Genomic DNA, 25,233 nt, shown 5'->3' on the forward strand with positions numbered 1-25,233 from the left:
CCTTTAATTATTAGATTTTAAAATATAGTGTCTGGCGCTAAATGCTTCTTCTTCAGATAACTCTCTAAAACCACCATAAACAGTCTTTATATAGCATTCCGTATCTTCTGGTCCATTTACTTCTATTCCTCTAAATGGATACTTCTTTAGTGATCCCCAAATTTCCGTCGGAATCATTTCTTTATCTTTATACGCTCCCATGTAAGTTCCTGCAAATAAACTATTTTCAATTGAATATTTTGAAAGGTTATTATCAATTTTATACTTAATAGTCTGTGGATTTAGTTTACTTCCGAATGGCTTTGACAGCTTCAATACTTTAATAAGGAATTTTTGACCAATACTTCGTTGCTTTAACATATTTATAGAGCTAGCATAATGCCATGATAAAAGACTTCTGTAAAAAAGAAGTTTATAAAAAAAGACTTTTCTTAAAAAAGGATTATTAGGTGTTCCATCCAATGGTGCTATATCAATTGACGGATGAGAAATTTTTTGTTCTGGATCACTAACTTCCACAATATCGATTGATGTATTCTCAACTCTAATAATTGTATACTTAAACTCTTCGTCTAAAGTATAGTGTTTCACTCTATATTCTGCTGGCATTTCCGTATATATGCTATTCAAAAATCTAGTGTAATCTTCTCTAGGCATACTCAAGTCAATATCGTCATCATATGGGATGAAGTCTTTATAATAGTTAGCTCCAAGAACGGTTCCACCCGTTATAGTATAATTTAAATTGTTCTTTTCAAATACTTTCAATAATTCAATTAATACTTCATATTCTTTATCTTGAATATCTTTTAAACCTACTCTACGACTATCAGAATTACAGTCCATTTTCCCCTCCTAATTTTTCCCTTTACGTGTTCCTGACTTATACCCTAAATACTTAACGCCTGTTCTCATAATTGAATAGGGAATTTTAAGTGGTTTATTATTTCTAATTAAATATTTCCATTCTGAAAAAACAGATTTTAAACCTTCTTTCTCGTTTGTACCAAATTCTTCTTGTATCCATTTATTTTGTCCATGGAACTCACCTATACTTTGGTACCTTCTAAACTGATCTTTGAGCGTATAGCTATGTGAATGTATTACAATTGCTTTAGAGCAATATCCAACTGTATAACCAGCCTTCACGACTTTCGCTGCCATATACATATCTTCTGAAAAATTTAATTTTTCTGGAAAATTATTTACTTCTAATAAAACAGCTCTTCTATAGATTGCAAAAGCATCAGATGAAAAAACAGTTTTGATTCCAAGCTGCTCTTTATCGGCATAAGATTTTTCCATATCATAATCAGGATAATTGAAGCTTCTATCTTTTTTTTCAAAAATATCGGTTTTATTCATATCAACAGACTGTTTTCCATACGCAATAGCCATAATAGGATGTTCCGCTATATATTTCACTAAATTCTCTAATGCCGTAGGTTCAACATAAACATCTTGAGTCATATAAATAATATAATCACAATCAGATAATATCTCAGATATTTTTTTTCTAACTAACCCATGCGTAAATGTTTTCTGCTGTATACTGTATATTTCAAAGTTTTTATCTTTTGCAATTGCGACTGTCTGATCCTTGGATTCAGAATCAACAATTATTTTTCTGTCAATATTTATACTTGATTTAACTATCTTTTCTAATACATCATTCAAATTTGTTCCTGCATTATAAGTAGGAATTGCTAATCCAATTTTCATTTCTATTCTCTCCAACTCAGTACGCATCATTTGGCATAATCATAATTTTGACTGTTCTGAAGAGAATACCCAAATCATAAACCAAACTACTTTTTCTAATATATTTTAAATCCAATTCAACCATCTCATGGAACCCAATACTATTACGACCACTTACCTGCCACAACCCGGTACAACCAGGCTTAACCATTAATCGTTGCCAGTCATAATCGGTATATTCTTTAATTTCTCGTTCCAATGGAGGTCGTGGTCCAACAAGTGTCATATCACCAACTAAGACGTTCCACAATTGTGGCAATTCGTCAATACTATATTTACGAATAAAATGCCCAACTTTCGTAATCCTGGGATCTTCTTTCATCTTAAACATAGCACCTTCAACCTCATTATATTTAAGAAGGTCTTTTAATTTTTGATCAGCATCGCTGCACATTGATCTAAACTTATACATTTTAAATTTCTTTTGTTTTAAACCCAACCGAGTCTGTGAGTAGAAAACACCACCAGCTGGATCATCAACTTTGATCCAAATCGCAAGTACCAAAAATAGCGGGCTTAATATAATTAACCCCGCCAAACTGGCAACAATATCGAATAAACGTTTTAGGCCGCGATAAATATATCGCTGATCTAAAACAGCCTGATTAAAAAGCATTACTTGGCGCGTATTTTCAATCGACGCCCGACTAGTATCCTGCTTTTGCATCTCCATGCTCTATTTCCCCCAATTTAAACTATTTCTTAGACTCTTCGGCACCATAGTAACCACCATAATAGCCACCGTAATAACCGCCTGTATTTTCTGGTTTCACGCGATTCATGATTGTCCCCAAAATCCGTGCGTGAACCACATCTAATAATTCTTTAGACTTAATAACAGAACGTTTATCAGCAATACCCTGTGGCGCCACTAAAATCGTGCCATCCACTTTGCTTGCTAAGATTTGTGCATCGGTTACTGAAATAACGGGTGGTGCATCGAAAATGACAAGATCAAAATGTTTCGTTAACTCAATAATTAACTTATCCATCTTCTTCGTATTTAACAATTCTGATGGATTCGGTGGTACGACGCCACAAGGTAACACGAATAGATGTTCAACCGGCGTTTTTTGAATCGTTGTATTGAAATCAAATTCATCTTCAGTCAATAACGAGGTTAATCCTTTTTTGTTAGGGACTTGGAAGGTTTGATGTACTGTGGGACGACGCATATCTGCATCCACCAATAATACATTTACCCCTTGATCAGCCCAAGTAACCGCGACGTTCGCGCTGATTGTTGATTTACCTTGTGAAGGACCTGATGAGGTAAAAACCAGGCTTCTTAATTTTTGATCAATTGATGAGAATTGGATATTCGTCCGGATCGTCCGGAATTGTTCGGCAATCACTGAAGTAGGTGAGGTTAAAGTAATTAACCCCACTCCTTCTTTCATACTATCTTGATCTAATTTCTTTTCTTTTCTAAATAATCCCATGGTTGCTTACCCTCTTCTCGATAATGTACTTGTCCGCATAATTGCTTTTTTGATTAAGTCCTTAGGCGCAATATTATTAACAACCCCTAGGCTAGTTAAACCGAGTTCTTCTGTTAAGAAACTTTCATCTTTAACCGTTTTATCCATTAACTCCCGAATAAAGGCAATCCCAATACCAATTAATAGCCCTAAGATTAATCCAATTAGAACATTTAATTTATTCTTAGGAGAAACTGGTGTCAAATTAGGTTTCGCCTTTGAAATAATCGAGACATTATCGGTCCCACTCATAATTTTAGGGGCTTTCTTTTGGAAAGTTGTCGCTGTCATATTTGCAATGTCAGCCGCTGTATACGCATTATCTGCTTTAGCTGTTACTGAGAAAACCTGTGAATTTTGATTGTTTGAAATACTAATCATTGATGCAATTTGGTCATCACTTAGTTTACCTGATTTACCGTCATTAAGCTTCTTTGCAACCGGGCTCATAATCACAGGTTTTGTAATCAAATCTTTATACGTATTGATCATTTGAACATCTGTTTGAACTTGATTGTATTGAACATTGGCATCCGTATTCTGTTTACGATTGACCAACAATTCTGTCGATGCACTATATTGTGGTGTAATCACAAAAAACGTTAAGATGCCTGCTAGTACTGTAAAAATCACTGTTGATAAGACGATAAGCCGACTATATTTCCGTAAAATACCAAAAATCTGTTCAATATTAATTGTTTGTTCCATAATATCCTCCAAGGGTTGATTACCGCTGTGATACTCGACCACATACGAAAAGAAGTTAATCATTACTGATTAGCTCCCTGCTAGTATTACTTCAAATCTAATTGATTTCTAAGTAGCGTTGACATGTTTGAAACTTCGTTATCTGACATGACTTGGAAAGATTGGCCATCAATCATCTGACCAGTTCCCTTCAACTGTTTTGTCTTGAAGTTCATTGCATCCCCATAATTGTGTTGAATGTTCAAGACATCCTTTAGGGTCATATTGGTCTGCATGTTATTCTCTAGAATCTGTAAGAACTTATTATATTGGGTTACTAAGTTCAATGAGGTGGCCTTCTTCAAGACCGCTTGAATAATTGCTTGTTGCCGCAGTTGGCGACCAAAATCACCACGTGGATCATCGTAACGCATCCGTGAGAATTTCAACGCTGTCTCACCATCTAATGTCACTGGACCCTTTTCGAAATGGTGACCTTCATAAGTGAAGTCCAAGTCATTATCGACCGTGACCCCCCCGACTGCATCAACCAATTGTTCTAAGCCCTTCATATTCATTAAGACATAATAATCAACCGGTACATTCAAAAATGATTGCACGGTATTAATGGCCATTGGAATCCCACCATATGAATAAGCGGCATTAATTTTCGCCTTTTGTCCGTACCCAGTAATGGTGACCCGTGAATCACGCGCAATACTTAGCATATTGGTCTGTTTCGTCTGCGGATTGACGGTTGCTAGAATCATCGTATCCGTCCGCCCTTTTTCTGTGCGACCTAACTCACCAGTATCTGTTCCTAATAATAAAATTGAAAATGGCGTTTTTTTGTTGAGTTTAACCGCTTGATTGGCTTTACGTTTATTCTGTGTTTTACCTTTAGCCTTGTAAACCGTCTTCGCTGTTTGATCGACATCATAGTAGACCTTCGCAGCAAAAGCACCGCCCGCCAAAACCAAGATACCTAAGACCAGTAGAATGATTTTCCATGGGGTCCATGTTTTCTTATGGTGTTTATGGTGATGATGACGATGTAGTTCTGGTTCATCTGAATTCATGTCTAACTTTCCTCCTCAAGGTGTACGATACGAGAATAATAATTACATTATAGGTTAATCAATGTTAAAAAGAAATCACTTTTTTGTTACCGTCCTGTTACAACACTACTTGCGGACCTAATTATTAACAGTATTTATGACTCATTTTGCTCCTTACGGCGTTCGATGAAATCGTGGACTTTTCCCTGACTAACGTCGACTTGGCCGGATCCCGCTTCTTCAATTGCCACGTTGACAACAGCGCCAAACATTAAAACCATTGCCGAATAATTAAGCCACAATAATAGAATTATAAAAGCCCCAATTGTCCCATAGCTATTCCAAGAAGTCCCAAAATACCGCATGTATAATGAGAAGGCTTGCGCTAATATTAACCAGCCGACTGTGGTTAAGAAGGCCCCTGGTAATACGCTGCGCAGTTGCATCTTAACATTGGGGACAAAGAAATAAACAAAAATCAGAATTACGAATAAGACAATGCTGGTAATCGGCCATTTTAATTGTCCGAAAACATTAATGTAATCTTCCGGTATTTTGAAGATTGGTGTTATAAATTCTAGAAATTGTTGTCCGAATGTAAAAACGACGATCAAACTGACTAATAATAGTAGTAAGACTAATGTGGTTCCTAGAGAGATGAGGCGTTTTAAAATAAAATTCTGAATTTTATCGACTCGATACGCCCGATTAATACTAATTTTCAAGGCGTTGATGCCCTTACTAGCTGCCCACAAGGTTCCTAAAATCCCGACGGATAGCAAACCGCTATTTCGTTTGTTCAATAGCGATTGTAGTATCGGCATAATCCGATTGAAAATCGTCGGGGGCACAGCCGATTTTACATAATCAGCCACACTGAGCACATCTAATTGAAAATACGGCAAGATATTCCCGATAACAATTAACAGCGGAAAGAATGATAACAGTGCGTAATAGGCAATTATCTTGGCGTTATCGCTGATATTGGCCTCTGATGATCGCCGAATCATCAGTTTAATGAAGGCAATCAATTTCTGCTTTCCGGAAATATCCCGTTTAAAAACCGGTAATTGATTTTGTTCGTCTGATTTCATATTTTTCCTCATAAATTCTTAGTATACGCGCTCATGCCGGGTTTCAACAAGAGCATCAAATGTTAAAAAAGTAACCATCTGTGTATATTATACATGATTAAGTGCTAGCCTTATAGTTTTCTGAAAACAAAAAAAGAAGCCTTCTCATTTTTTTAAGAAGGCTTCTTGGTTTGGTGCTTGTTTTAGACGTACACTGTTTTGAAACGTGCTTTTATATTTTACAATAAATATTTTGCATCCATTTCTGGGTCTTGTGATGTTAAGATTTTGGGGCCGTCTTTTGTGATGGCAATTGTGTGTTCGTATTGCGCACAGGCTGTACCGTCTGCTGAGACGTAGTATTCCCAGTCATCACCGGGAACCGTCTTAGACTTGATATGCCAGGTACCACCTAAGATGACCATTGGTTCGATGGTGATGGTCATCCCTTCTTTAAGACGCAATCCCTTACCTGCTTCACCGTACGAAGGGACGTTAGGTTGTTCGTGCATTGTTGGTTGGATACCATGTCCGATTAATTCGCGAACATCACCGTAGTTATTTTCAACTTCAGTGTATTGTTGAATCGCGTGACCGATATCGCCTAAACGATTGCCAACGACTGCTTGATCAATCCCAAGGTATAGGGCCTTACGGGTATCATCCATTAATTTTTGTAATTCTGGTGCAATTTCGCCAACCGCATAAGTCCAGCAAGAATCACTTTCGTAACCGTCTAAGTTAACAGTCATATCGACAGTGACAATATCGCCTTCTTTTAAGATTAGGTTTTTGCGGGGGATTGCATGTGCGACTTCGTCGTTAACACAGACACAAGTGGCATACTTATAACCTTCAAAACCTTTTTCCGATGCCTTAGCACCTTGTTTTTCGATATAGTCATTTGCAAATTCTTCAATGACCCAGCTTGAAATACCAGGTTTGATAATATCGCGTAAACCGCGGTGAACACCGGCGATGACAGCACCCGAAGCCGCCATGCCTTTAATTTCTCGTTCAGATTTTAATGTGATCAAAATGAAACCTCCAATAATTGTTACCAATTCACTATTCGTTGAAACGGTAAATCAACAGCGTGACTTGCTGTCTATCTTCAATCTCATATTATACGCTATCTGATTAAAAATTGTACGGCCGACTGCTTTTTAATTAAGATTAAACACAACGCCTTTTCTTAGTTCTAGGCATTTGCTATAATCCTTATAGCAGAACCTTTATTTTGGCCCCGGTAATTGTGGGCCATTATCTCATTGCACACGTGAAAGGATGTTCCTAATAATGGCAACAGCAAAAGTAGTTTACGCAAGTATGACCGGTAATAACGAGGAAATTGCCGATATCGTTGAAGAAGCCCTCGAAAACTTAGACGTCTCGGTTGAAACGTCAGAAATCTCCCAAGCAGATCCTTCTGATTTTGAAGACACAGACATCTGCATCGTCTGCAGCTACACTTATGGCGATGATGGTGATTTACCAGATGAAGCAGTTGACTTCTATGAAGATTTGAAGGAAATGGATTTAACCGGTAAGGTTTACGGCGTCTGTGGTTCAGGCGATACCTTCTATGATGAATTCTGTAAAGTAGTCGACGACTTTGCCGGCGTCTTCGAACAAACCGGTGCCACCAAAGGCTCAGACGTGGTTAAAGTTGATCTCGCACCAGAAGCAGAAGACATTGAACACTTAGAAAAATTCGTAGCAGAAATAGTAGCAAAACAGAGTGCTCTCTAAAACGGGTTGATTCTGAGCACTAGCATAACTTGGCGAATTAGCGACACAATCGCTAGTTTGACAAGTGTTGCTAAGCACAGGAGTCAGCTTTAGAAAGCACGTTTCAAATCAGAGTGTTTTGACTGGCGTTTAACTTCTGAGTATAGACTCGATTGCCGAATGAACCATGTAATGGTTTGTTTGGCAATCGTAGCTAAACGGAAGAAGTTGCCAGACAAAACACGTTTCCACCAATTCAACATTTTCCCACTGGGTCTAGGGCAATTCCCTTTTGCTTTGGTCCCAGTTTTCTTGTTTTATAAAGAACAACCCGTTTTACATTCTATCATTAATTTAGGGGCTCTTTTTATGGCTTTTATTAAGCGGCTATTATTCAAATACCGAGATTTATTGACCTACACCTTTTTTGGTTTCTTAGCATCCCTCGTCAATATCTTCACTTACTGGATCTTTCGCCATACCATCATTTGGCCATACTTATTGGCGAATACGATTGCTTGGTTGTTGGCCAACCTATTCGGCTTTTTTACCAATAAATCCTTAGTGTTCCAATCTAAATACACAACCTTCAAGGCGCTCTTTGGCGAAGTGCTCTCTTTTTTCTTCTTCCGCGGCGTTTCTTTTTTCTTAGATAACGGCTTGATGATTGTCGCTATTTCATTTTTAGGTTGGCAAAGCATGACAGCCAAGATTGTCGATCAATTAATCGTCGGTATCGTCAATTACATTACGACGAGCTATACTTTCAAAAAAAGCGAACGGCAAATGGCCTTACGCGGGCGGATTTTACGCCATTATCATACTATTTTAAAACGAGGCGATCATCATTAAAACAATTCAAAAACTGATCCACCAATATTGGGAACAATTAATGTACCTGGTTTTTGGCGTCTTAACCACTGCCGTCAACATGGTGGTTTTCTATCTTTTAGACCGTTACACTGGTATGTATTATTTACTCAGCAATACGATTGCTTGGTTCCTATCAGTATTATTTGCCTTTTTTACTAACAAAACATGGGTTTTTCAATCAAAATATACAACTTTTAGAGATTTTTCACGTGAAATAGCTAGTTTCTTCTTTTTCCGTGGTATATCCTATATAATGGATACTGGTATTATGTTTGTCGGGATTTCAATGCTTCACGGTCCTAACATGTTGGTTAAGATTGTCGATCAAATTGTGATTATCCTGGCAAATTATATTTTCAGTAAATGGATTTTTAATAAGTCAACGGAGGCTTAACATGAGCAAAACGATTTCAATTATTGTCCCCTGTTTTAACGAACAAGAATCAGTTCCACTATTTTATGCAGCAGTTGAAAAAGTTGCGGCTCAACTACCAAATCATACTATCGAATACTTATTTATTAATGACGGTTCTGCTGATCAAACCTTACCAGCAATGCGGGCCCTACAAGCACAAGATCCTGAACACGTGCATTACATTTCATTTTCAAGAAACTTCGGTAAAGAAGCGGCGCTCTATGCCGGCTTACAAGCTGCAACAGGTGATTACGTCGCTGTTATGGATGTTGATCTGCAAGACCCCCCTGCTTTATTACCGGAAATGATTCAAGGTATCGAAGTCGAAGGTTATGATTGTGTTGGTACTCGCCGCACAACCCGCGCTGGTGAACCACCTGTGCGCTCATTCTTCGCTAAAAAGTTCTATCAGATTATTAATCATATCTCACAAACTAAAATTGTCGATGGTGCCCGTGATTACCGTCTAATGACGCGTCAAATGGTCGATGCGATTCTTGAAATGACCGAATACAACCGTTTTTCAAAAGGCATCTTCAGTTGGGTTGGTTTTGACACTAAATATCTTGAATATCAAAATCAAGATCGCGTTGCCGGCACAACCAGTTGGTCTTTCTGGGGCCTTTTCAAATACTCACTTGATGGAATTGTGACCTTCTCAGAAACACCACTGGCTATTGCCTCATTTATCGGTTTCTTCTCGTTTATTATTGCCTCAATCGCCTTAGTCTTCATCGTTATTCGCGCCATTATCTTCGGTGATCCAACGAGCGGTTGGCCATCTCTCATCTCAGTTGTTTTGATGGTGGGTGGCTTACAACTCCTTTGTTTAGGGATTGTCGGTAAATACATCGGTAAGATCTATCTAGAAGTTAAAAATCGCCCAGTCTACATTGTTAAAGAAAAGAAATAATCAAAAAAGGAGTTGCGACAAAATTTGTCGCAACTCCTTTTTTAGTTTATAACGTGCTTTAAACAGACCTCTTTTATTTAAAATTCTTCTGGTCGTTGCTTCGTTTGCTCAAAATGATATGCAATCGCGTCTAAAATCCGTTTTGAAGCAAAGCCGTCACCATATGGGTTTTTAGCTTGTGCCATGGCTTCATAGACTTGTTGGTTGTCTAATAGCTCGACCATCGTATCGTGAACCATTTCAGGTTGTGTACCGACTAACTTCAAGGTCCCAGCTTCAACGCCTTCTGGTCGTTCAGTTGTATCTCTGAGTACCAAGACTGGTTTCCCAAGTGATGGTGCTTCTTCTTGCACACCGCCTGAATCAGACATGATGAAGAAACTTCTAGCCGCTAAGTTATGGAAGTCAACGACATCTAGCGGATCAATCAAATGAATCCGTGGATGGTTACCTAATATGCTTTGCGCTGCTTCTTGGACAACTGGGTTAAGATGAACTGGGTAGACGATTTCAACATCATCATGACTCTCAACCACTTGGCGCATAACTTTGAAGACCCGTTTCATCGGTTCGCCTTGGTTTTCACGACGATGCATGGTTACTAGAATCATTCGTTTATCAGCATCAACCACATCTAAAATATCATGATTATAATCGCTTTGAACTGTTTGTTTAAGCGCATCAATCGCAGTATTCCCAGTAATGAAGATATTATCTTCATTGTGGTTTTCTTGCAATAAGTTAGCTTTACTTTGACTCGTTGGTGCAAAATAAAGATCACTTAAAACATCCGTTAATTGACGATTCATTTCTTCTGGGAATGGTGAATACTTATCCCAAGTTCTAAGGCCCGCTTCAACGTGCCCAATGGCCGTTTGATTATAGAAGGCACTGATACTTGCTGCAAAAGTGGTGGTGGTATCACCATGCACTAAGACAATATCAGGTTTTTCAGTGGCAATCACATGATCAAGATTCATTAAAACGTTACTTGTGATTTCACTCAAGGTTTGACGCTGTTTCATGACATCTAAATCATAATCTGGTTTAATTTTAAAAATTTCAAGCACTTGATCAAGCATCTGACGATGTTGCGCAGTGACAACAGTGACCGCTTCAAACTCTGTATCGCGCTTTTTAAGTTCCAATACGAGTGGCGCCATCTTAATGGCTTCTGGTCGGGTACCAAAAACGGTCATTACTTTAATTTTAGACACAAATAGACCTCCTACTACTTACTATTGCTATCCCTTACTATGCTACACGTTTGGCGCACGATTGACAATTATTATTATCGTTTCTTAACGACTTCTTTAGACCCGTTCCAATTCAAAACAGCGCATTAACATCACACCGATTTGCGTTGAGGCGGATTCTTCATCAAATTGTATCAAGTGTGCATTGATTAACGTGGCAAAGCCCGTCATGGTAATCCAAATTTCGTTAATGACTTGTTGTTGCTGTTCTTTTGTCAACCGTTGAAGTGGCTGATAGTCGTGGAGGCGAATATCGGTTACTTGGTTAACAAAAGCGCGTGTCTCGGTAGCGCCAAAATGGTTATCAATAAATAACGCCCGATAAAGTTCTGGTTCAACCGTCGCAAAGCGAATATAGCCTACACCCAAATTAACAAGGGCATCATCGTGATGCTGTTCTTCACTAACATACCAAATTAACCGGGCCTTAGCTTGCTCTAAAACGGCCTGTTTCAACTCAGCCATGCTCCCGAATTCAAGATAAATCGGTTGTGTTGAGCAATTCAAAGCTGTCGCTAATTTACGCGCAGTAATTGACTTCAAGCCCTCTGTTAAAACAAGTTCATATGCTTTGTCGAGAATTTGTTCCGCTTTTATTCTTTTTTTACGTGCCATTTTAACAGCACCTCCCACCTCAATATTGACTCAAAACAGATTCATTAATGTCACTCTAACACAAAATTAAATAACATGAAAACGTTTTTATTACTAAGACAAGTTTTTTTAATCATCCTATGCTATGATATTGGTATCAAATAGGCCTTAAGGAGGATTTTTTATGACAACTTTCCAACATAATCTTGAAAAATACGCGGCATTAATCGCTAAAACGGGGATCAACGTCCAAGACGGTGACACCGTTGTCCTTCAAATCGCAGTTAGTCAAGCGGAATTCGCCCGCGACATTACGGCAGCTTGCTATGATTTAGGCGCGGCCGAAGTCATTATCAAATGGCAAGACGACGCTATCGACCGCATTAACATGCAACACAAAGCCCAAGAACGCTTAGCTGATGTGCCAGACTTTCAAAAACAAGAATATGATTACTGGTTAGCTAATAATGCTAAACGAATTTCAGTGATGTCAAGTGACCCTGATAACTTGAAAGGTTTAGATAGCGATCGGGTCGCTGCTGCCCAACTTGCCAATGGCAAAGCAATGTTGAAAGTTCGCCAAGCGACACAAGCCAATAAGAATAGTTGGATTGTTGTAGCCGCTGCTAGTCCTGCTTGGGCCCACAAAGTCTTTCCTGATTTAGCAGTGCAAGAAGCGACAGACAAATTATGGACTGAAATCTTCAAAACAACCCGCGTTGATCAACCAGATCCCATCTTAGCTTGGGAAGCACATGGTAAAAAATTACACGCTAAGGCTGCTGAACTGAACGCTGCTCAATTTAAAGCACTCCACTATACCGCCCCAGGCACTGACTTAACAATTGGCCTTCCTAAGCATCATATCTGGATGGGCGGTCCACACAATAGTAGTGATGGCCGGCCTTTTATCGCTAATATGCCAACTGAAGAAGTTTTCTCAGCAGCTGATGCCAACCACATTGATGGTTATATCTCATCAACCAAGCCATTGAGTTATGCTGGTAACACTCTGAATAACATGCAATTCACCTTCGAAAATGGCCGGGTCGTTAAAGCGACTGCTGAAGAAGGCAATGATGTCCTCCAAAAATTATTACAAACAGACGAAGGCGTTAAGAGCTTAGGCGAAGTTGCCTTGGTCCCAGACCCTTCACCAATTTCACAATCAAAGATCACCTTCTACAATACGTTATTCGACGAAAATGCGTCAAATCATTTGGCTTTAGGCTCAGCCTACGCCTTTTCAATTGAAGGTGGTACTGAAATGACGCAAGAAGAATTAAAAGCAGCCGGCTTAAATCGTAGTCAAGCACATGTTGATTTCATGGTCGGTTCAAGTGACATGAACATCGATGGCTTAACATATGATGGCCAAATCGTACCAGTCTTCAGAAACGGCGACTGGGCTGACTAATGTTGACACTTTGGCTCATGCTGTTAGGAATTTCGATTTGCCTAACCACCTTTTTTGTCGGGTTAACCGGCTACTATTATTTTCAAAAACAAGCCACTAAGTTATTAGTGGTAATTTCGTTAATTGGGATTGTCTGTACAATTGTCACCTATTACTACTTTCACCAAGCCCTATTAACACCAGCTTTATAATTAATCAAGGATTGGCCCCCAATTTAGCTTTGGCGCCAATCCTTTTTTGTATCGTTCTTATTAATACTTGTACTTAATAACCATTCAAATCTACCCTAATAATTGATTTGACACGATTCTTTCGTTGTGAAGGATTTCCCAAAAGCCATTGATAATCTTTCTCAATTAGCTATAATGAGGGTAAATCAGTCAATCCTAAGGAGATCGTACTCATGAAAGCTATCACGACTACCCCTGCTAAACCACTAGAACATCACTTTCATTTATCAGAACGGCTCAACATCATTCGAGCCGGTGTTTTAGGAGCCAATGACGGCATTATTTCGGTTGCTGGGATTGTGGTTGGCGTGGCAAGTGCGCACCAAAGCCAGTACACCCTCTTCTTAGCCGGGATTTCTGGCATGTTAGCGGGCGCTTTTTCGATGGGCGGCGGTGAATACGTTTCGGTCAGCACACAACGTGATACGCAAAAATCAATGATGCGCCTTCAAAAAGAAGCGATTCAAAACGAATACGATGCCGAAGTGGCCAGTTTACAACGGACCTACGAGTCAAAAGGCTTACCGACACCCCTGGCTAACCAAGTTGCGACAGCGTTCATGCAAAAGGACAGTCTGGATATTACGCTCCGCGAAAAATACAATATTGAATTACACCACTATTTTAACCCTTGGCATGCGGCCTTTTCATCCTTCTTCTCATTCATTCTAGGTTCGCTCTTGCCAATCCTCACGATCCTCGCAATTCCTTACCCTTACAAGGTCAGTGGAACAGTGGCGTCCATTGTCGTCGCTTTAATTATCACCGGCTACACAAGTGCCACGTTAGGTCATGCCAACCGCTTCAAAGGCGTTTTACGCAACGTCTTAACTGGGGTCTTAACAATGGTCGTCACTTACTTAATCGGTGGTTCGATCGGTTAGGCTTTTCTTTGGTAACCAAATTTGCTATGATAGGTTTAATTTAATCGCTGCCACCGGGCAGTTAATCACTTCTATAGGTCTTAGAAGAAGTGATTGACTGCCCTTTTTTGTGGCGCGACAATCTTAGGGGGCTTTATATTATGGCATGGTTTGATTTATTAATCGCAGGATTAGCAGAAGTTTTGTGGGCAACTACCATGAAAATGAGCGGGGGCTTTACCAAGCTCAATTATACGTTATTAACAATTATCGGGATGGTGGTTAGCTTTGGCTTTTTGATTCGCGCCACCAAAGGATTACCGCTCAGCATCGCTTACCCCGTTTGGACCGGGATTGGTGCCGTGGGGGCAATTTTAGTCGGTATCATTTTATTCAATGAACACCTTAGTCTGTTAACGTGGTTATTCGTGATTTTACTCGTGATTGGCATTATCGGAATTAAAGTGACAAGCGGTCACTAAAAATTACCCACAAAAAAAGCCCAACCGAAGTTGGGCTTTTTAATACGCAATAATTATTTAACAGCTGGTGTACCGAACCATTCGATACGTGATTCAACAGTGTCTTTGATTGCTTTTGTACCAGGTGCAAGAACTTTACGAGGATCGAAGCCTTTTTCAGCTTGATCTTTGTTTTCTGCATAGTATTCTTTAACAGCGTTTGACCATGCAATTTGTTGTTCTGTATTAACGTTAACTTTTGAGATACCCATTTCGATTGCTTTAAGGATTTGTTCCTTAGGAATACCTGAACCACCATGTAATACAAGTGGTAAGTCAATAGCGTCAGCTAATTCTTGTAAACGGTCAAAGCTTAAACCTTGCCAGTTTTCAGGGTATACACCATGAATGTTACCAATACCAACAGCTAAGTAGTCAGGACCAGCAGCTGCTAATTGTTTAGCTTCTTCAACGTCAGCTAATTCGCCAGCACCGATAATGCCGTCTTCTTCGCCACCAATTGAACCAACTTCGGCTTCAACTGAGATACCTTTAGCATGTGCTAAAGCAACGATTTCTTTTGTCTTTGCTAAGTTTTCTTCGAATGGTAAATCATGACCATCGAACATAACTGAGTTGTAACCAACTTCGATACATTCTTTAGCAGCTTCGTAGTTACCATGATCTAAATGCATGATAACAGGAACTGTGATGTTCATTGACTTGATTGTTTGTTCAACCAAGTTCTTGCATAATTCGTAACCACCCATATATTTAGCAGCACCCATTGATGTTTGGATCAAGATTGGTGTGTTAGTTTCTTGAGCAGCACCTAAGATAGCACGTGTCCATTCAAGGTTGTTTGTGTTGAAAGCACCAACAGCGTAATGACCTTCACGAGCAGCTTTAAAGATTTCTGTACCATTAACTAATGACATGAAAAAGCCTCCAGATTAATTGCAACTTTTTAGTTGCGATTTTTGAATACGAGTCTATTTTACCATATTTTTACTGAATATGAATCACCTTTGCTAACTTTCTGAAAATGAAAACGAATTCAATATTTCAACCCAATTCCGGCCGGCTTTTCGCTTATTTCTCAGCCGAAAAAATAAATAATGGCAATAATAAAACCCCACAATATCACTGATATTGGAAGCCCATAAACTAGCCCTTTAAACAATAATTTGCCCTCTTAACGTCCGTATTTACGCAAAAAGAAGAAAATATAGCGTCATTATCGCTAAACTTTCTTCTTCTTGTTGTTACTATTTATTTAGGATGCCCCCGGCGAGAATCGAACTCGCAACCTATCGCTTAGGAGGCGATTGCTCTATCCAGTTGAGCCACGAGAGCCTATAACTCTCATTATCGCACCTCGTGAATTAACTGTAAAGTTGATTTAGCAATATTCAGTCGACATCTGTCATTTTTTGATGCATCGTTTCAACTCCGAATAAAAGGACGGCCCCGGCCGCCATTAAAATCGCAATCGTGAAGATCGTAAAAATCACTGTGATTGAGACTTTTTGATTGATGAGATAACCAACTAAAAACGGCCCAACAATTCCACCAATCCGCCCCACTGCAGCTGCTAACCCACTACCGCTACCACGAATAATGGCTGGATATTGTTCCGGTGTGTAGGCATAAAGCGCGCCCCACGCACCCAAGTTGAAAAAGGATAACAAGGCGCCGGCACTAATTAATAGGGCGACGGACTGAGCGGTACCAAAGAAATAGGCGCTGATTGCCGTTCCGATTAAGAAACTGCCAAGAACCCATTTACGACCCCATTTTTCGATTAACCAAGCGGCCGAAAAATAGCCGGGTAGCTGCGCCAAGGTCATGATTAAGACGTAACCAAAACTGTTGACCAAGCTAAAACCTTTGAGCACCATGACGCTTGGTAACCAGAGGAACATTCCATAATACGAAAAGACGACCAAAAACCAGACAAACCACAATAAGGCCGTTTTTTGGCGGTAAGCTGGTTGCCACAATTTCGTGACGCGCTGCCTAAAGGGCAATGGCTTTTGAATCGTAGCTGGTTCGTGGCTATCCTTGACGTGTTCCCGCAGAACCAACGTATAAATAGCGGGTAGTGACGTGATTAATAGAACAACGCGCCAGCCCCAATTAGGAATCACAAAATATGCCAGTAAACTAGCGGCTAACCAACCGGCCGCCCAGAAACTTTCTAATAAGACGACTGCCCGCCCGCGTGTTGCATCCGGTGTATTCTCTGAAATTAACGTCGAAGCAACTGGTAACTCGCCACCTAACCCAATTCCCACTAATAACCGTAAGGCCATGAAGACGATTAATGATGGGCTAAGCGCTGATAAGCCATTCCCAATTGAAAAAAGTAATAGCGAGAAGAGTAAACTATTCCGTCGCCCAATTCTATCGGCCAAAGCACCGAAGAAGACAGCCCCAATCGCCATCCCGATTGAGCCAACACTGCCAATTAACCCCATTTGGCCACTGTTGAGGTGCCATTCTTTAGCAAGGGCTGCAATGACAAACGACAACAATCCGACATCCATCGCGTCAAATAGCCAGGCGCCGCCAGCTGCCCATAATAGTTTGTGCTGTTCTTTGGTCATCTCAAATCCGCCTCCAAAGTTGATAATAATTGTGTTTATCATACTTCTTAGCTTTACAGGTGTCAAGACACCCTAATTGTTGACGTAGAGAATATCAAGTGCTGACAAGGCCGCTTTAATCCGTTCAAAATCCTGTTCAGAAGCGCATTCAATGGTATGTAGGTGAATCCCCCCAGTGAGCGTTGAGAGTAGTTTTTGTTCGGGGTATTTTTTAATTTTTTGCATAAAGCCTTTGACATCTGTCAAATTATTGATGCCTAATTGTCCCGTTATTTCACCGTAAACTTGATGATCGACTGTGACATCAATCACTCGGCCGCCGTTTTGAACAATGGCGGTTAATTCAGCACGGGTTTTGGCTTGAGTATGCTGGCACACCAATTGTGCACGATAACCGGTAATTTGTTGCGTTGTCGTTTGGTAATAATAGCCACTGACCGTCGCAATAATATTGACACCCTGCGCGCGAATGAGCGCAATATCGCCCACGATTGTCTGGCGACTCACGTGATAGGTTTGGGCTAGTTGCTTGGCGCTAATCGGTTGGTCACTGTCTTTAATCGCCGCCAAAATAGCGTCTCTTCTTTGTTGGGTTGTCATTACCACACCTCACTTTTTCTAATACAGCTATTTTAAGCGCAATCGCACAAAAAAGGAAGTGCGTTCGAAACGGGTTGGCTTCGAGCATTAGCGCCGCTCGTCGAATAACTGCTGCAAGCAGTTGTTTGACGAGTGACGCTAAGCACAGAAAGCTACTGACAAAAAACGGTAAAACCATCCATATCTGAATATCAAAAAAGACCTAGGACAAAAATCACTTTTGTCCTAGGTCTTCATTTTTTTAATTTAATTGTTGTCCGTTACTTCGAATGACGCGTTGGTACCAATAAAAGCTGTCCTTAGGATAGCGATTAAGTTCCTTTTCGTCGGTTTCATCTCGATCAACATAGACAAAACCGTAGCGCTTTTGATAACCATTCGTCCAACTCAATAAATCCGTGAAACTCCAGGTTGTGTAACCAATAACAGTCACGCCATCTGTAATAGCTTCTTGAATTGCTTGAATGTGGGCCTTTAAAAAGGCAATTCGATACTCATCATGCACTTGACCGGCCCCTTCTAAGCGGTCATAAGCGCCTAAACCGTTTTCGGTAATTAAGACCGGTAAGTTATAACGACTCTCAATGCGCCGTAATGCCATTCTAAGCCCTTCTGGGTCAATATTCCAATCCCAATCGGTTTGTTGCATATACGGGTTATCAGCCGTCTTAAAAAGACCGGGCACGCCACTTGCTTGGCTCGTCCCTTTTTTCCCAGAGGTATTTTGCTTGGTTAACCCGACACCCCCAACCAATGGATTAGCCGTCACGGTTGTCGTTTGATAATAGTTAAGTCCCATGAAATCAGGCCGGGCCAATGGGTCTTGTAGTAATGCTTGGTCTGCTGCCGTGATATCTGGCAACAAGCCTTCACGGGCCCAATAATTCAAAATCAACTTTGGATAGCGGCCCCAAGCATAAATATCGAGCCATAAATTAGCATTTAATTGCTCCGCATCATCGGCCGCAATCTGGTTCACTGGATCAGCATCTAAGGCATAGGTGGGACTATAGGCAAAACTAGGGCCAATCCCACCTTGATACCCTTTTTCATGGAACAACTTAATGACACTGGCATTGGCTAAGTTGGCCATATGATTAGCTTGATAAGTCCGTTTAGCATCCATCACTGCTGGTGGGTGTTCTGCGGTTAAATAGCCGTGCGTGATGAAGATGTTTTGTTCGTTCAAGGTGACCCAGTGACGCACGCGATCGCCAAAACGTTCGAATAATAAGGCTGCATAAGCTGTAAAATCCGGAATAATCTGCCGCGATTCCCAACCACCATATTCATCTTGCAAGGCTTGCGGTAAGTCCCAATGATAAATCGTAACAATCGGTTCAATCTGATTAGCAATTAATTCATCAATTAAGCGATCATAAAAAGCTAAGCCGTCTTCATTCACCGTGCCGCGCCCTGCAGGTAATACTCGGGGCCACGAAATTGAAAAACGATAGGCTTTTAAACCCGCCCGGGCCATTAACGCAACGTCTTCTTGATAGCGGTGATAGTGATCAACCGCGACATCCCCGTTGGTGGCCTTAAAGGTCTTCCCAGGAATCCGGACAAACTGGTCCCAGACAGACTGACCCTTACCCGCTTCTTGATAAGCCCCTTCAATTTGATAAGCAGCCGAAGCTGAACCCCATAGAAAATCTTGTGGGAATGGCGCCAATTGTTGATATTCCATAATCAAACTCTCTCCTTATCCCGCTAGATATGATTTTTCGATTTGTTTTAACATCTTTTTGAAGCCCCGTTTTCTCATAAAGCCTAAAACGGCACCCATCAATAAATCATTCGTTTGTTGTAATTTACTGTTTGCCTTGGCTTGTTCCCGGTAAATCACTTGGATGGCTTGCGGCCCATTGGCAAAAATATCATAACTTGATTGGTAAGTCCCTCGTGAGGAGCTTGTTTCGTAATGATAGCTCTGATCCTTGATCAACTGAGTAACCTTCAACGTTGCTTGACCACGGTTACCAAACGATTTTTGATACGAATAATTAGCAAGTTGCGCTTCGGTAATTTTTTCGCCAGTTTGTTGTTTGATATCAAATAACACAGACGTCACAATCTTCTGATAGAAATCACTCGCGGGCATACTCAAATTTTGTTTAATTTCCATAACGCAATCACGCTCTTTTCCTAAATTTAATACGTTTCAACAGGTAAGCCAGCCATCTTCCGGTAGACATCGACCACTTCGCCGGCAAGGTCTCTGAACGTAATGGCGTTCATTAAATGATCTTGAGAATGAACGGTTAATAAAGTGACATCAATATGGTCGCCACTGGCTTCCTTAGTTAACATCCCGGTTTGGACATTATGTGCTTCTGATAATGCAGCATCTGATTCCTCTAATTTAGCAGTAGCTTGGTCAAAATCGCCCTTCTTAGCGGCCTGAATTGCTTCCATTGCACTACTCTTGGCGTTCCCACCATTAATAATCAGTCCCATGATTGTTTCTAAGTTTTGTTCATCTGCCATTGTCGGCACCTCCTAAAATTTAGCTCGTCACTGACTTTCGGGCTTGCCCTTCGTGGTAACAAGGCCATTAGGGATAACTTAAGTCTAACGTGGTCTTGTCCAATTTAGATAAAAGGCTTACAAATTAAAAGTCAATTTCCAGCGAGTCCGTTCGCTCAAGTGTCCGTCAAACGAAATAAAACCCTTACTTACATTGTAAACGCTTAACCGGAATTGTCAATTAATAGCTTGCCCACTCTCTCACAATTGCGATCAAATAAAAAAGAAACCTTAACTAAATTAAGGTTTCTTTTCCGTTTGGGCTAGACCGTTAAATCTTTATTTTTCTTGTGGTAGCCCTTATTCTTTTGATCGCGTTTACGATTTTTCTTACGTTTTGGTTTCAAAGGTTCAGCCGGTTGGCGTGTTGGCACTGGTTTCTTAGCCCCTTTTGCCTTACTTCGTTCACCCATTGGTTTGTCATCAGCAACCGGTGTTTTCGTTGGTTGTTGCGTTGGTGTGGCAGCGGCTTTTTGAACCGGTGCGGCTTCCTTCACAACTGCTGGTTTGGTTTCTTCCAAATGATCGCCGACCAAATAACGGGTCACTAAATCATATTCTGGTGCTAACAATTTCCGCAAGTTACGGCCATCATGTTGGTTACCCAACGTTAATACCGTTCCTTCGCGACCCATCCGACCAGTCCGACCAGCCCGATGAATATAGGTAATCTTAGCGTTAGGCACGTCAAAGTTAATGACGTATGGTAAGTCAGTAATATCTAAGCCCCGTCCAGCAACATCCGTCGCTAAAAGCAGTTGAATCTTACCTTCACGGAAGTCTTTTAACGCCTTTTGACGTTCTGTTTGGCGTCCCTGGCCAGATAAAGCAGCATACGTTACCTTTTGGTGTTTCAAGGTTTGAGCCGCTTGTAGTAATTGAGCAGACTGGTTAAAGATCACCAAACCTCTAAAGTTCTTTTGATGCGCTAAATGCCGTAAGACATTGACTTTTTGCGCATTACCAGTTGGAATAAAGGCGTGTAGGACATCCCCACCAGTCTTATCGATTGACCGGACATCAATTGTTTCAATTGGGACCCCAAACCAAGTTTCTAAATCGGTTAGTGTGTCCGTTGAAGTTGCTGAGAAGAAGCCCAATTGCACATCAGCTGGTGATTCTTGCACAATGTGGCGGGTTTCTGATAAGCCACTGTCCGTTAATAATTCATCCGCTTCATCCATGATAATGGCTTGTAGCGTATGGAATTTTATCTTGCGTTGTTCGCTGAGTTCCAATAAACGGCCAGTGGTTGCAACGATAATTTCTGGTTTCGCCTTTAATCGTTCAATTTGGCGCTTAACATTGGCTTTCCCAGTAATCGCTTGGACGTTACAGTCAATCGCCTTGGCATAAGGTTGAATGACATCTCGTGTTTGAATGACGAGTTCTTGTGAAGGGGCCAAGATTAAGACTTGGAGACCTTCACCGGGCATAATCTTTTCTAATAAGGGGAGCGAAAATGCAAGTGTCTTCCCTGAACCGGTTGGGGCTAAGCCCAAAATTGATTTATCCTGTTTTAAAGGTTGGTAAACTGCTTCTTGAATTGGGGAAAGGTCCTTAAACCCTTGTTCATCCCATAGTGCTTGAAATAATGGTGAAACGCTCATGTATTGCCTCCGTTAATGTTGATCTGCATCAAACTGGATCCCGGCCGATTGTCTTAATTGATATAAAACGGCATTGACCGATTGACTTAGTTGTAATAATTCATGATACCGTTTTGTGTCGTGATTAGCAATAATCGTTGCAAAAGTTGCCGCTTCAGCCATCATCGGATTAGCAAGTGATTGTTCGCCGAGGGATGTTATTTTTTGACCACCATCTTCGTATAAATCGACTTGACCAATTGTGCCCGCATTATCTAAGACAATTGTGCTTTGGCCGCCATAAATTTCTGATGTTAAATATGAATCCACTGTCTTGCCAAAGATTAAAGTCACATCGTAATCTGGGTAATGAAGGGTTGCGACCCCTTTACCATCCACCTTAGTTGGTAGCATTTCAGCTTGGTAATCAACCGTGATGGGTTGTCCAAACCAGCTGAGTGCATCGTAAACAACGTAAACGCCTAAATCTTGTAAGGCCCCACCTGAAAAATGAGGTGAGAAAATATTAGGTTCTTCACCTGCTAAAACGGCATCATAGCGAGATGAGTATTTCATATACGACAAGGTTGCCCCGTTGATACTTGGTAATTTGGCAATCGCGTCTTGCACAATTTTGAAATTAGCTTCATGAATTTGGCGAGCGGCCTCAAATAAGAACTGATCGGGATGATCCGCTAATAAAGCAATCATATCTGCCATTTCATCCGGATTACTGAAAGCCGGCTTTTCGACAATCACATTTTTACCGGCTTCAATTGCTTGTTTAGCTTGTTTAAAATGTAAACTGTTGGGGGATGCAATATAAACGGTTTCAAAATCCCGGCTTCCAAAAAAGCCAGTGAGGGTTGTATACGTATTTGCTTCAGGGGCAGTATAGTCTGTTTTAAATTGCTCTGCCTTTTCTTCAGTTCTTGAATAAACCGCTGTCAATTCGAACGCTTCTGCCTCACGTGCAGCATTCACAAATTGTCCTGTAATCCAGTTTGTACCAATAATGCCTAATTTTTGCATGTCAGTCAACTCCTTCAATTAATAGTTTTAGTATACGGGTTTTCGTTAGAAAAACCTATTAAAATCAACTACTAGTTAGTGACCTCAATTAAGTATTTTAATAAATAATCGCGTTCTTTAATAATTCTTAATAAAATCCGCCTTAAGACCGATAATTAATTGCACGCAAGGCACGTAATTCGTGCTAAAATAGAGAGTAATTGAGGTGTGACTATGCGAATTTTTGAATTTAAAAAACCACGAGAATTATTTGATCAAACGATTCATCAATATCAACAAAAGGCCCGGGCCACCCAAGCTAGTAAAATAGCGACTTTTTACGCAGGCCATTGGACTTTTGATGATGAAAAAACGCATAAACGACATACGCTTGAAATCACGCCAAACTTACTCATCCAGATTGATCACAAACCACTAACTGGCAAAGTAATTTTGTTAAGTGAAACCGAGCTTATTTTTCTCGACCATTTTGGTTACCAACTCAAAATTACATGTGAAAACCACCAACCGGTTTCAATCTACGACGAAGCAGAAGACACGGAATACCCAATCAAATAAAGAGTGCTCTTTTCAAGTGCCCCGTTTTTGAGCATTAGCATAGTGTTGTGAATTAGCGACGCAGTCGGTTGTTTGCAATACGACGCTAAGCGCAGAAAGCGACTTGAAAAGACACGTTTCAAATCTGAGTGCTTTTATTCACGTTTTGGCACTGAGTTAAGCACAGGAATCAGGTTGAAAAAGCCAATCTATCCACAAAGAAGCCGCCCGAAATTCGGGTGGCTTCTTTTTTTGCCTATTTTATTGTTTAGCCAATGCCTTGGCAGCGGCTTTGGGTAGGTCCGCTTTATCCACCTTTTGCCACGACATCACGCCTTTGCGGTCGTTAACTTTCAACTCAAGGTAGGCTTGTTTTTGTAATCGTGTCTGCTTGGCGCTGTTAAAGCTCACCTTTTTTTGATGACCGTCTTGATCGTAAGCTGGTTGATCATATTGATAAGAAACATACGACTTGCCTTCCGTATCCTTATCAACTTGCTTCGTGCCATCAGTTGTAATTTGTGTATAGTAAGTTTTACCACCGTAATAATATTCCTTAATCCCCCAACTACCGCCAATAAAGAAAATCACGATAATGATTAATAACAACCAACCTTTGCGTTTAAACATGTTTGTACTCCATTTCTATTTGAGTTTTTGCCATTGTTGCGGTGTCCCTGTGAAAACTGCCAATTGATACTCGGAATCATCGCGGCCACCCGGTATTTTACTAGCAGTGGTATACTGCCAAAAACCATTCTTAGTCCCAACTGTTGGCCGTTGTTGCGTTGTTTGCCACAATGGATAAGTCCCTTTTGTTGGTACATAACGCTTCAATAATGCTGGTGCACCGCCGATAATACAATCTTGATGATAATACTGATTGATAAGTGTTACAAATCGCGCAAGCGCCCGCTGTGTCTTGGCTTTGGCCGGCGGTTTTTGTGCATAATCGTTGTAATAAGAAAGATAAACCATGATTGGCAATTGCCCGGTATCTTGCCCGACTGATTTAATAAATTGTTGGGCCTGATCTTCAGGCGAGCTATCAAAACTGAAAAAATGATAAACCCCAACTGATAGTCCTGAACCCTCTGCCCGACTATAATTACTATCGAAATTATCATCTTTATAGGAAGCCCCTTCGGTCGCTTTTAAATAAACGAATTTCAGACCTTCTTTTTTTAAAATTTGATAATCCTGGTAGCCATCTTCTTGACTAATTTGAGCTCCTAAAACGGGATATTGTTGCTCATTAGGTCGATCAGTGCGATTTTGGAGCCACCACCAAATACCAGTGATCACCGCAATCGCTAGGAGACTTAGCAAAACTATTCGGCGCCAATAGCGCTTTTGAAAACTATCTTGAAAAATCGGCGTCATTCGACGTTTCATCGTTTCACCCCAACTTAAGCTTAGTACGCTTAGTTTACTATTTTCATTAACCGCAAACAAGCGACCTAACAATTTTGTTCGTCGTTGTCACTTTTGTTTGCCTTTTCACTTGAATGGTCTACAATATGT

Annotated in this window: 29 protein-coding genes and 1 tRNA gene; 9 read left to right on the forward strand and 21 right to left on the reverse strand. The window is 40.5% G+C overall.

Going from position 1 to position 25,233, the window contains the following annotated elements; genetic code table 11:
* Nucleotides 1–3: 3 nt before the first annotated feature.
* The 8 genes from C0213_08340 to map all read right to left on the reverse strand — a co-directional run bounded on the left by C0213_08340 (nucleotide 4) and on the right by map (nucleotide 7,097).
* Nucleotides 4–846 (reverse strand): hypothetical protein, encoded by an 843-nt coding sequence (locus C0213_08340; GenBank protein ID AUX12428.1) that lies wholly within the window; start codon nucleotides 844–846, stop codon nucleotides 4–6.
* A 9-nt stretch (nucleotides 847–855) separates the two neighbouring features.
* On the reverse strand, nucleotides 856–1,752 hold the full coding sequence (locus C0213_08345) for a rhamnosyltransferase (protein AUX12429.1): 897 nt from the start codon (nucleotides 1,750–1,752) through the stop codon (nucleotides 856–858).
* Nucleotides 1,739–2,434 carry a multidrug MFS transporter gene (locus tag C0213_08350; GenBank protein AUX12430.1) on the reverse strand — a complete coding sequence of 232 codons (696 nt, stop codon included), beginning with the start codon at nucleotides 2,432–2,434 and terminating at the stop codon, nucleotides 1,739–1,741. The genes C0213_08345 and C0213_08350 overlap by 14 nt, the downstream gene beginning before the upstream one ends.
* Nucleotides 2,435–2,456: 22 nt before the next feature.
* Entirely contained in the window at nucleotides 2,457–3,203 is a 747-nt protein-coding gene (locus C0213_08355) for an exopolysaccharide biosynthesis protein (GenBank protein AUX12431.1), read from the reverse strand.
* A 6-nt stretch (nucleotides 3,204–3,209) separates the two neighbouring features.
* Entirely contained in the window at nucleotides 3,210–3,950 is a 741-nt protein-coding gene (locus C0213_08360) for a chain-length determining protein (GenBank protein ID AUX12432.1), read from the reverse strand.
* Nucleotides 3,951–4,036: 86 nt separating this feature from the next.
* The gene (locus tag C0213_08365) at nucleotides 4,037–5,008 is read right to left on the reverse strand and encodes a transcriptional regulator (GenBank protein AUX12433.1); all 972 of its coding nucleotides are present in this window, start codon (nucleotides 5,006–5,008) and stop codon (nucleotides 4,037–4,039) included.
* A 134-nt stretch (nucleotides 5,009–5,142) separates the two neighbouring features.
* Nucleotides 5,143–6,081, reverse strand: a complete 939-nt coding sequence (locus tag C0213_08370; GenBank protein AUX12434.1) for a YihY/virulence factor BrkB family protein — start codon at nucleotides 6,079–6,081, stop codon at nucleotides 5,143–5,145.
* 218 nt (nucleotides 6,082–6,299) lie between these two features.
* Nucleotides 6,300–7,097: a type I methionyl aminopeptidase gene (map, locus tag C0213_08375; GenBank protein ID AUX12435.1), complete on the reverse strand. Its 798-nt coding sequence runs from the start codon at nucleotides 7,095–7,097 to the stop codon at nucleotides 6,300–6,302.
* 262 nt (nucleotides 7,098–7,359) lie between these two features.
* Here map and C0213_08380 point away from each other — a divergent pair, with 262 nt between their 5' ends.
* The 4 genes from C0213_08380 to C0213_08395 all read left to right on the forward strand — a co-directional run bounded on the left by C0213_08380 (nucleotide 7,360) and on the right by C0213_08395 (nucleotide 9,992).
* Complete coding sequence (locus C0213_08380) at nucleotides 7,360–7,812, forward strand: flavodoxin (protein AUX12436.1); 453 nt, start codon at nucleotides 7,360–7,362, stop codon at nucleotides 7,810–7,812.
* A gap of 348 nt (nucleotides 7,813–8,160) precedes the next feature.
* Entirely contained in the window at nucleotides 8,161–8,643 is a 483-nt protein-coding gene (locus tag C0213_08385) for a GtrA family protein (GenBank protein AUX12833.1), read from the forward strand.
* Complete coding sequence (locus C0213_08390) at nucleotides 8,636–9,058, forward strand: GtrA family protein (protein ID AUX12437.1); 423 nt, start codon at nucleotides 8,636–8,638, stop codon at nucleotides 9,056–9,058. Before C0213_08385 ends, C0213_08390 begins: the two co-directional genes overlap by 8 nt.
* A gap of 1 nt (nucleotide 9,059) precedes the next feature.
* Entirely contained in the window at nucleotides 9,060–9,992 is a 933-nt protein-coding gene (locus tag C0213_08395) for a glycosyltransferase (GenBank protein AUX12438.1), read from the forward strand.
* 77 nt (nucleotides 9,993–10,069) lie between these two features.
* Here the strand turns inward: C0213_08395 and C0213_08400 are convergent, their stop codons facing one another.
* Together C0213_08400 and C0213_08405 are read right to left on the reverse strand one after the other, a co-directional pair.
* The gene (locus C0213_08400; GenBank protein AUX12834.1) at nucleotides 10,070–11,191 is read right to left on the reverse strand and encodes a UDP-N-acetylglucosamine 2-epimerase (non-hydrolyzing); all 1,122 of its coding nucleotides are present in this window, start codon (nucleotides 11,189–11,191) and stop codon (nucleotides 10,070–10,072) included.
* Nucleotides 11,192–11,305: 114 nt separating this feature from the next.
* The gene (locus C0213_08405) at nucleotides 11,306–11,863 is read right to left on the reverse strand and encodes a TetR/AcrR family transcriptional regulator (GenBank protein ID AUX12439.1); all 558 of its coding nucleotides are present in this window, start codon (nucleotides 11,861–11,863) and stop codon (nucleotides 11,306–11,308) included.
* A gap of 163 nt (nucleotides 11,864–12,026) precedes the next feature.
* Between C0213_08405 and C0213_08410 the strand changes: the two genes are divergently transcribed.
* From C0213_08410 to C0213_08425, 4 genes are all read left to right on the forward strand, one after another.
* Nucleotides 12,027–13,259 (forward strand): aminopeptidase, encoded by a 1,233-nt coding sequence (locus C0213_08410; GenBank protein AUX12440.1) that lies wholly within the window; start codon nucleotides 12,027–12,029, stop codon nucleotides 13,257–13,259.
* A complete protein-coding gene (locus C0213_08415) occupies nucleotides 13,259–13,450 on the forward strand; it encodes a hypothetical protein (GenBank protein ID AUX12441.1) in 192 nt (63 codons plus the stop codon). Before C0213_08410 ends, C0213_08415 begins: the two co-directional genes overlap by 1 nt.
* Nucleotides 13,451–13,662: 212 nt before the next feature.
* Nucleotides 13,663–14,373 (forward strand): hypothetical protein, encoded by a 711-nt coding sequence (locus C0213_08420; GenBank protein AUX12442.1) that lies wholly within the window; start codon nucleotides 13,663–13,665, stop codon nucleotides 14,371–14,373.
* Between the two features lie 140 nt (nucleotides 14,374–14,513).
* Entirely contained in the window at nucleotides 14,514–14,834 is a 321-nt protein-coding gene (locus C0213_08425) for a QacE family quaternary ammonium compound efflux SMR transporter (GenBank protein ID AUX12443.1), read from the forward strand.
* Nucleotides 14,835–14,887: 53 nt separating this feature from the next.
* Here the strand turns inward: C0213_08425 and fba are convergent, their stop codons facing one another.
* From fba to C0213_08470, 9 genes are all read right to left on the reverse strand, one after another.
* Nucleotides 14,888–15,751: a fructose-1,6-bisphosphate aldolase, class II gene (gene fba, locus C0213_08430; GenBank protein AUX12444.1), complete on the reverse strand. Its 864-nt coding sequence runs from the start codon at nucleotides 15,749–15,751 to the stop codon at nucleotides 14,888–14,890.
* 344 nt (nucleotides 15,752–16,095) lie between these two features.
* Nucleotides 16,096–16,169: transfer RNA gene (locus C0213_08435), tRNA-Arg, on the reverse strand.
* Nucleotides 16,170–16,225: 56 nt separating this feature from the next.
* A complete protein-coding gene (locus tag C0213_08440) occupies nucleotides 16,226–17,422 on the reverse strand; it encodes an MFS transporter (GenBank protein AUX12445.1) in 1,197 nt (398 codons plus the stop codon).
* Between the two features lie 72 nt (nucleotides 17,423–17,494).
* Entirely contained in the window at nucleotides 17,495–18,022 is a 528-nt protein-coding gene (locus C0213_08445; GenBank protein AUX12446.1) for a transcription repressor NadR, read from the reverse strand.
* Between the two features lie 241 nt (nucleotides 18,023–18,263).
* Nucleotides 18,264–19,712 (reverse strand): aryl-phospho-beta-D-glucosidase, encoded by a 1,449-nt coding sequence (locus tag C0213_08450; protein AUX12447.1) that lies wholly within the window; start codon nucleotides 19,710–19,712, stop codon nucleotides 18,264–18,266.
* Between the two features lie 15 nt (nucleotides 19,713–19,727).
* A complete protein-coding gene (locus C0213_08455) occupies nucleotides 19,728–20,150 on the reverse strand; it encodes a DUF3284 domain-containing protein (GenBank protein ID AUX12448.1) in 423 nt (140 codons plus the stop codon).
* Nucleotides 20,151–20,176: 26 nt separating this feature from the next.
* Complete coding sequence (locus C0213_08460) at nucleotides 20,177–20,512, reverse strand: PTS lactose/cellobiose transporter subunit IIA (GenBank protein ID AUX12449.1); 336 nt, start codon at nucleotides 20,510–20,512, stop codon at nucleotides 20,177–20,179.
* Nucleotides 20,513–20,814: 302 nt separating this feature from the next.
* Nucleotides 20,815–22,161, reverse strand: coding sequence for a helicase (locus C0213_08465; GenBank protein AUX12450.1), 1,347 nt, complete (start codon nucleotides 22,159–22,161; stop codon nucleotides 20,815–20,817).
* A 12-nt stretch (nucleotides 22,162–22,173) separates the two neighbouring features.
* Nucleotides 22,174–23,172: a gfo/Idh/MocA family oxidoreductase gene (locus tag C0213_08470; protein ID AUX12451.1), complete on the reverse strand. Its 999-nt coding sequence runs from the start codon at nucleotides 23,170–23,172 to the stop codon at nucleotides 22,174–22,176.
* A 213-nt stretch (nucleotides 23,173–23,385) separates the two neighbouring features.
* Here C0213_08470 and C0213_08475 point away from each other — a divergent pair, with 213 nt between their 5' ends.
* Nucleotides 23,386–23,730, forward strand: coding sequence for a DUF4828 domain-containing protein (locus tag C0213_08475; protein ID AUX12452.1), 345 nt, complete (start codon nucleotides 23,386–23,388; stop codon nucleotides 23,728–23,730).
* 240 nt (nucleotides 23,731–23,970) lie between these two features.
* On the opposite strand, the gene C0213_08480 is transcribed toward C0213_08475, so the two are convergent.
* Both C0213_08480 and C0213_08485 read right to left on the reverse strand, forming a co-directional pair.
* The gene (locus C0213_08480) at nucleotides 23,971–24,339 is read right to left on the reverse strand and encodes a hypothetical protein (GenBank protein ID AUX12453.1); all 369 of its coding nucleotides are present in this window, start codon (nucleotides 24,337–24,339) and stop codon (nucleotides 23,971–23,973) included.
* Between the two features lie 15 nt (nucleotides 24,340–24,354).
* The gene (locus C0213_08485; protein AUX12454.1) at nucleotides 24,355–25,104 is read right to left on the reverse strand and encodes a glycosyl hydrolase; all 750 of its coding nucleotides are present in this window, start codon (nucleotides 25,102–25,104) and stop codon (nucleotides 24,355–24,357) included.
* Between the last annotated feature and the right edge of the window lie 129 nt (nucleotides 25,105–25,233).

Origin of the sequence: Latilactobacillus sakei, from assembly GCA_002953655.1 — a bacterium.
Classification (GTDB): domain Bacteria; phylum Bacillota; class Bacilli; order Lactobacillales; family Lactobacillaceae; genus Latilactobacillus; species Latilactobacillus sakei_A.

Bases quoted from the DNA above. Each gene is read 5' to 3' on its own strand.
- C0213_08340 (AUX12428.1), bottom strand. From the start codon at position 846: ATGGACTGTAATTCTGATAGTCGTAGAGTAGGTTTAAAAGATATTCAA.
- C0213_08345 (AUX12429.1), bottom strand. From the start codon at position 1,752: ATGATGCGTACTGAGTTGGAGAGAATAGAAATGAAAATTGGATTAGCA.
- C0213_08350 (AUX12430.1), bottom strand. From the start codon at position 2,434: ATGGAGATGCAAAAGCAGGATACTAGTCGGGCGTCGATTGAAAATACG.
- C0213_08355 (AUX12431.1), bottom strand. From the start codon at position 3,203: ATGGGATTATTTAGAAAAGAAAAGAAATTAGATCAAGATAGTATGAAA.
- C0213_08360 (AUX12432.1), bottom strand. From the start codon at position 3,950: ATGGAACAAACAATTAATATTGAACAGATTTTTGGTATTTTACGGAAA.
- C0213_08365 (AUX12433.1), bottom strand. From the start codon at position 5,008: ATGAATTCAGATGAACCAGAACTACATCGTCATCATCACCATAAACAC.
- C0213_08370 (AUX12434.1), bottom strand. From the start codon at position 6,081: ATGAAATCAGACGAACAAAATCAATTACCGGTTTTTAAACGGGATATT.
- C0213_08380 (AUX12436.1), top strand. From the start codon at position 7,360: ATGGCAACAGCAAAAGTAGTTTACGCAAGTATGACCGGTAATAACGAG.
- C0213_08385 (AUX12833.1), top strand. From the start codon at position 8,161: ATGGCTTTTATTAAGCGGCTATTATTCAAATACCGAGATTTATTGACC.
- C0213_08395 (AUX12438.1), top strand. From the start codon at position 9,060: ATGAGCAAAACGATTTCAATTATTGTCCCCTGTTTTAACGAACAAGAA.
- C0213_08400 (AUX12834.1), bottom strand. From the start codon at position 11,191: ATGACCGTTTTTGGTACCCGACCAGAAGCCATTAAGATGGCGCCACTC.
- C0213_08405 (AUX12439.1), bottom strand. From the start codon at position 11,863: ATGGCACGTAAAAAAAGAATAAAAGCGGAACAAATTCTCGACAAAGCA.
- C0213_08410 (AUX12440.1), top strand. From the start codon at position 12,027: ATGACAACTTTCCAACATAATCTTGAAAAATACGCGGCATTAATCGCT.
- C0213_08415 (AUX12441.1), top strand. From the start codon at position 13,259: ATGTTGACACTTTGGCTCATGCTGTTAGGAATTTCGATTTGCCTAACC.
- C0213_08420 (AUX12442.1), top strand. From the start codon at position 13,663: ATGAAAGCTATCACGACTACCCCTGCTAAACCACTAGAACATCACTTT.
- C0213_08425 (AUX12443.1), top strand. From the start codon at position 14,514: ATGGCATGGTTTGATTTATTAATCGCAGGATTAGCAGAAGTTTTGTGG.
- fba (AUX12444.1), bottom strand. From the start codon at position 15,751: ATGTCATTAGTTAATGGTACAGAAATCTTTAAAGCTGCTCGTGAAGGT.
- C0213_08440 (AUX12445.1), bottom strand. From the start codon at position 17,422: ATGACCAAAGAACAGCACAAACTATTATGGGCAGCTGGCGGCGCCTGG.
- C0213_08445 (AUX12446.1), bottom strand. From the start codon at position 18,022: ATGACAACCCAACAAAGAAGAGACGCTATTTTGGCGGCGATTAAAGAC.
- C0213_08450 (AUX12447.1), bottom strand. From the start codon at position 19,712: ATGGAATATCAACAATTGGCGCCATTCCCACAAGATTTTCTATGGGGT.
- C0213_08455 (AUX12448.1), bottom strand. From the start codon at position 20,150: ATGGAAATTAAACAAAATTTGAGTATGCCCGCGAGTGATTTCTATCAG.
- C0213_08460 (AUX12449.1), bottom strand. From the start codon at position 20,512: ATGGCAGATGAACAAAACTTAGAAACAATCATGGGACTGATTATTAAT.
- C0213_08465 (AUX12450.1), bottom strand. From the start codon at position 22,161: ATGAGCGTTTCACCATTATTTCAAGCACTATGGGATGAACAAGGGTTT.
- C0213_08470 (AUX12451.1), bottom strand. From the start codon at position 23,172: ATGCAAAAATTAGGCATTATTGGTACAAACTGGATTACAGGACAATTT.
- C0213_08475 (AUX12452.1), top strand. From the start codon at position 23,386: ATGCGAATTTTTGAATTTAAAAAACCACGAGAATTATTTGATCAAACG.
- C0213_08480 (AUX12453.1), bottom strand. From the start codon at position 24,339: ATGTTTAAACGCAAAGGTTGGTTGTTATTAATCATTATCGTGATTTTC.
- C0213_08485 (AUX12454.1), bottom strand. From the start codon at position 25,104: ATGAAACGTCGAATGACGCCGATTTTTCAAGATAGTTTTCAAAAGCGC.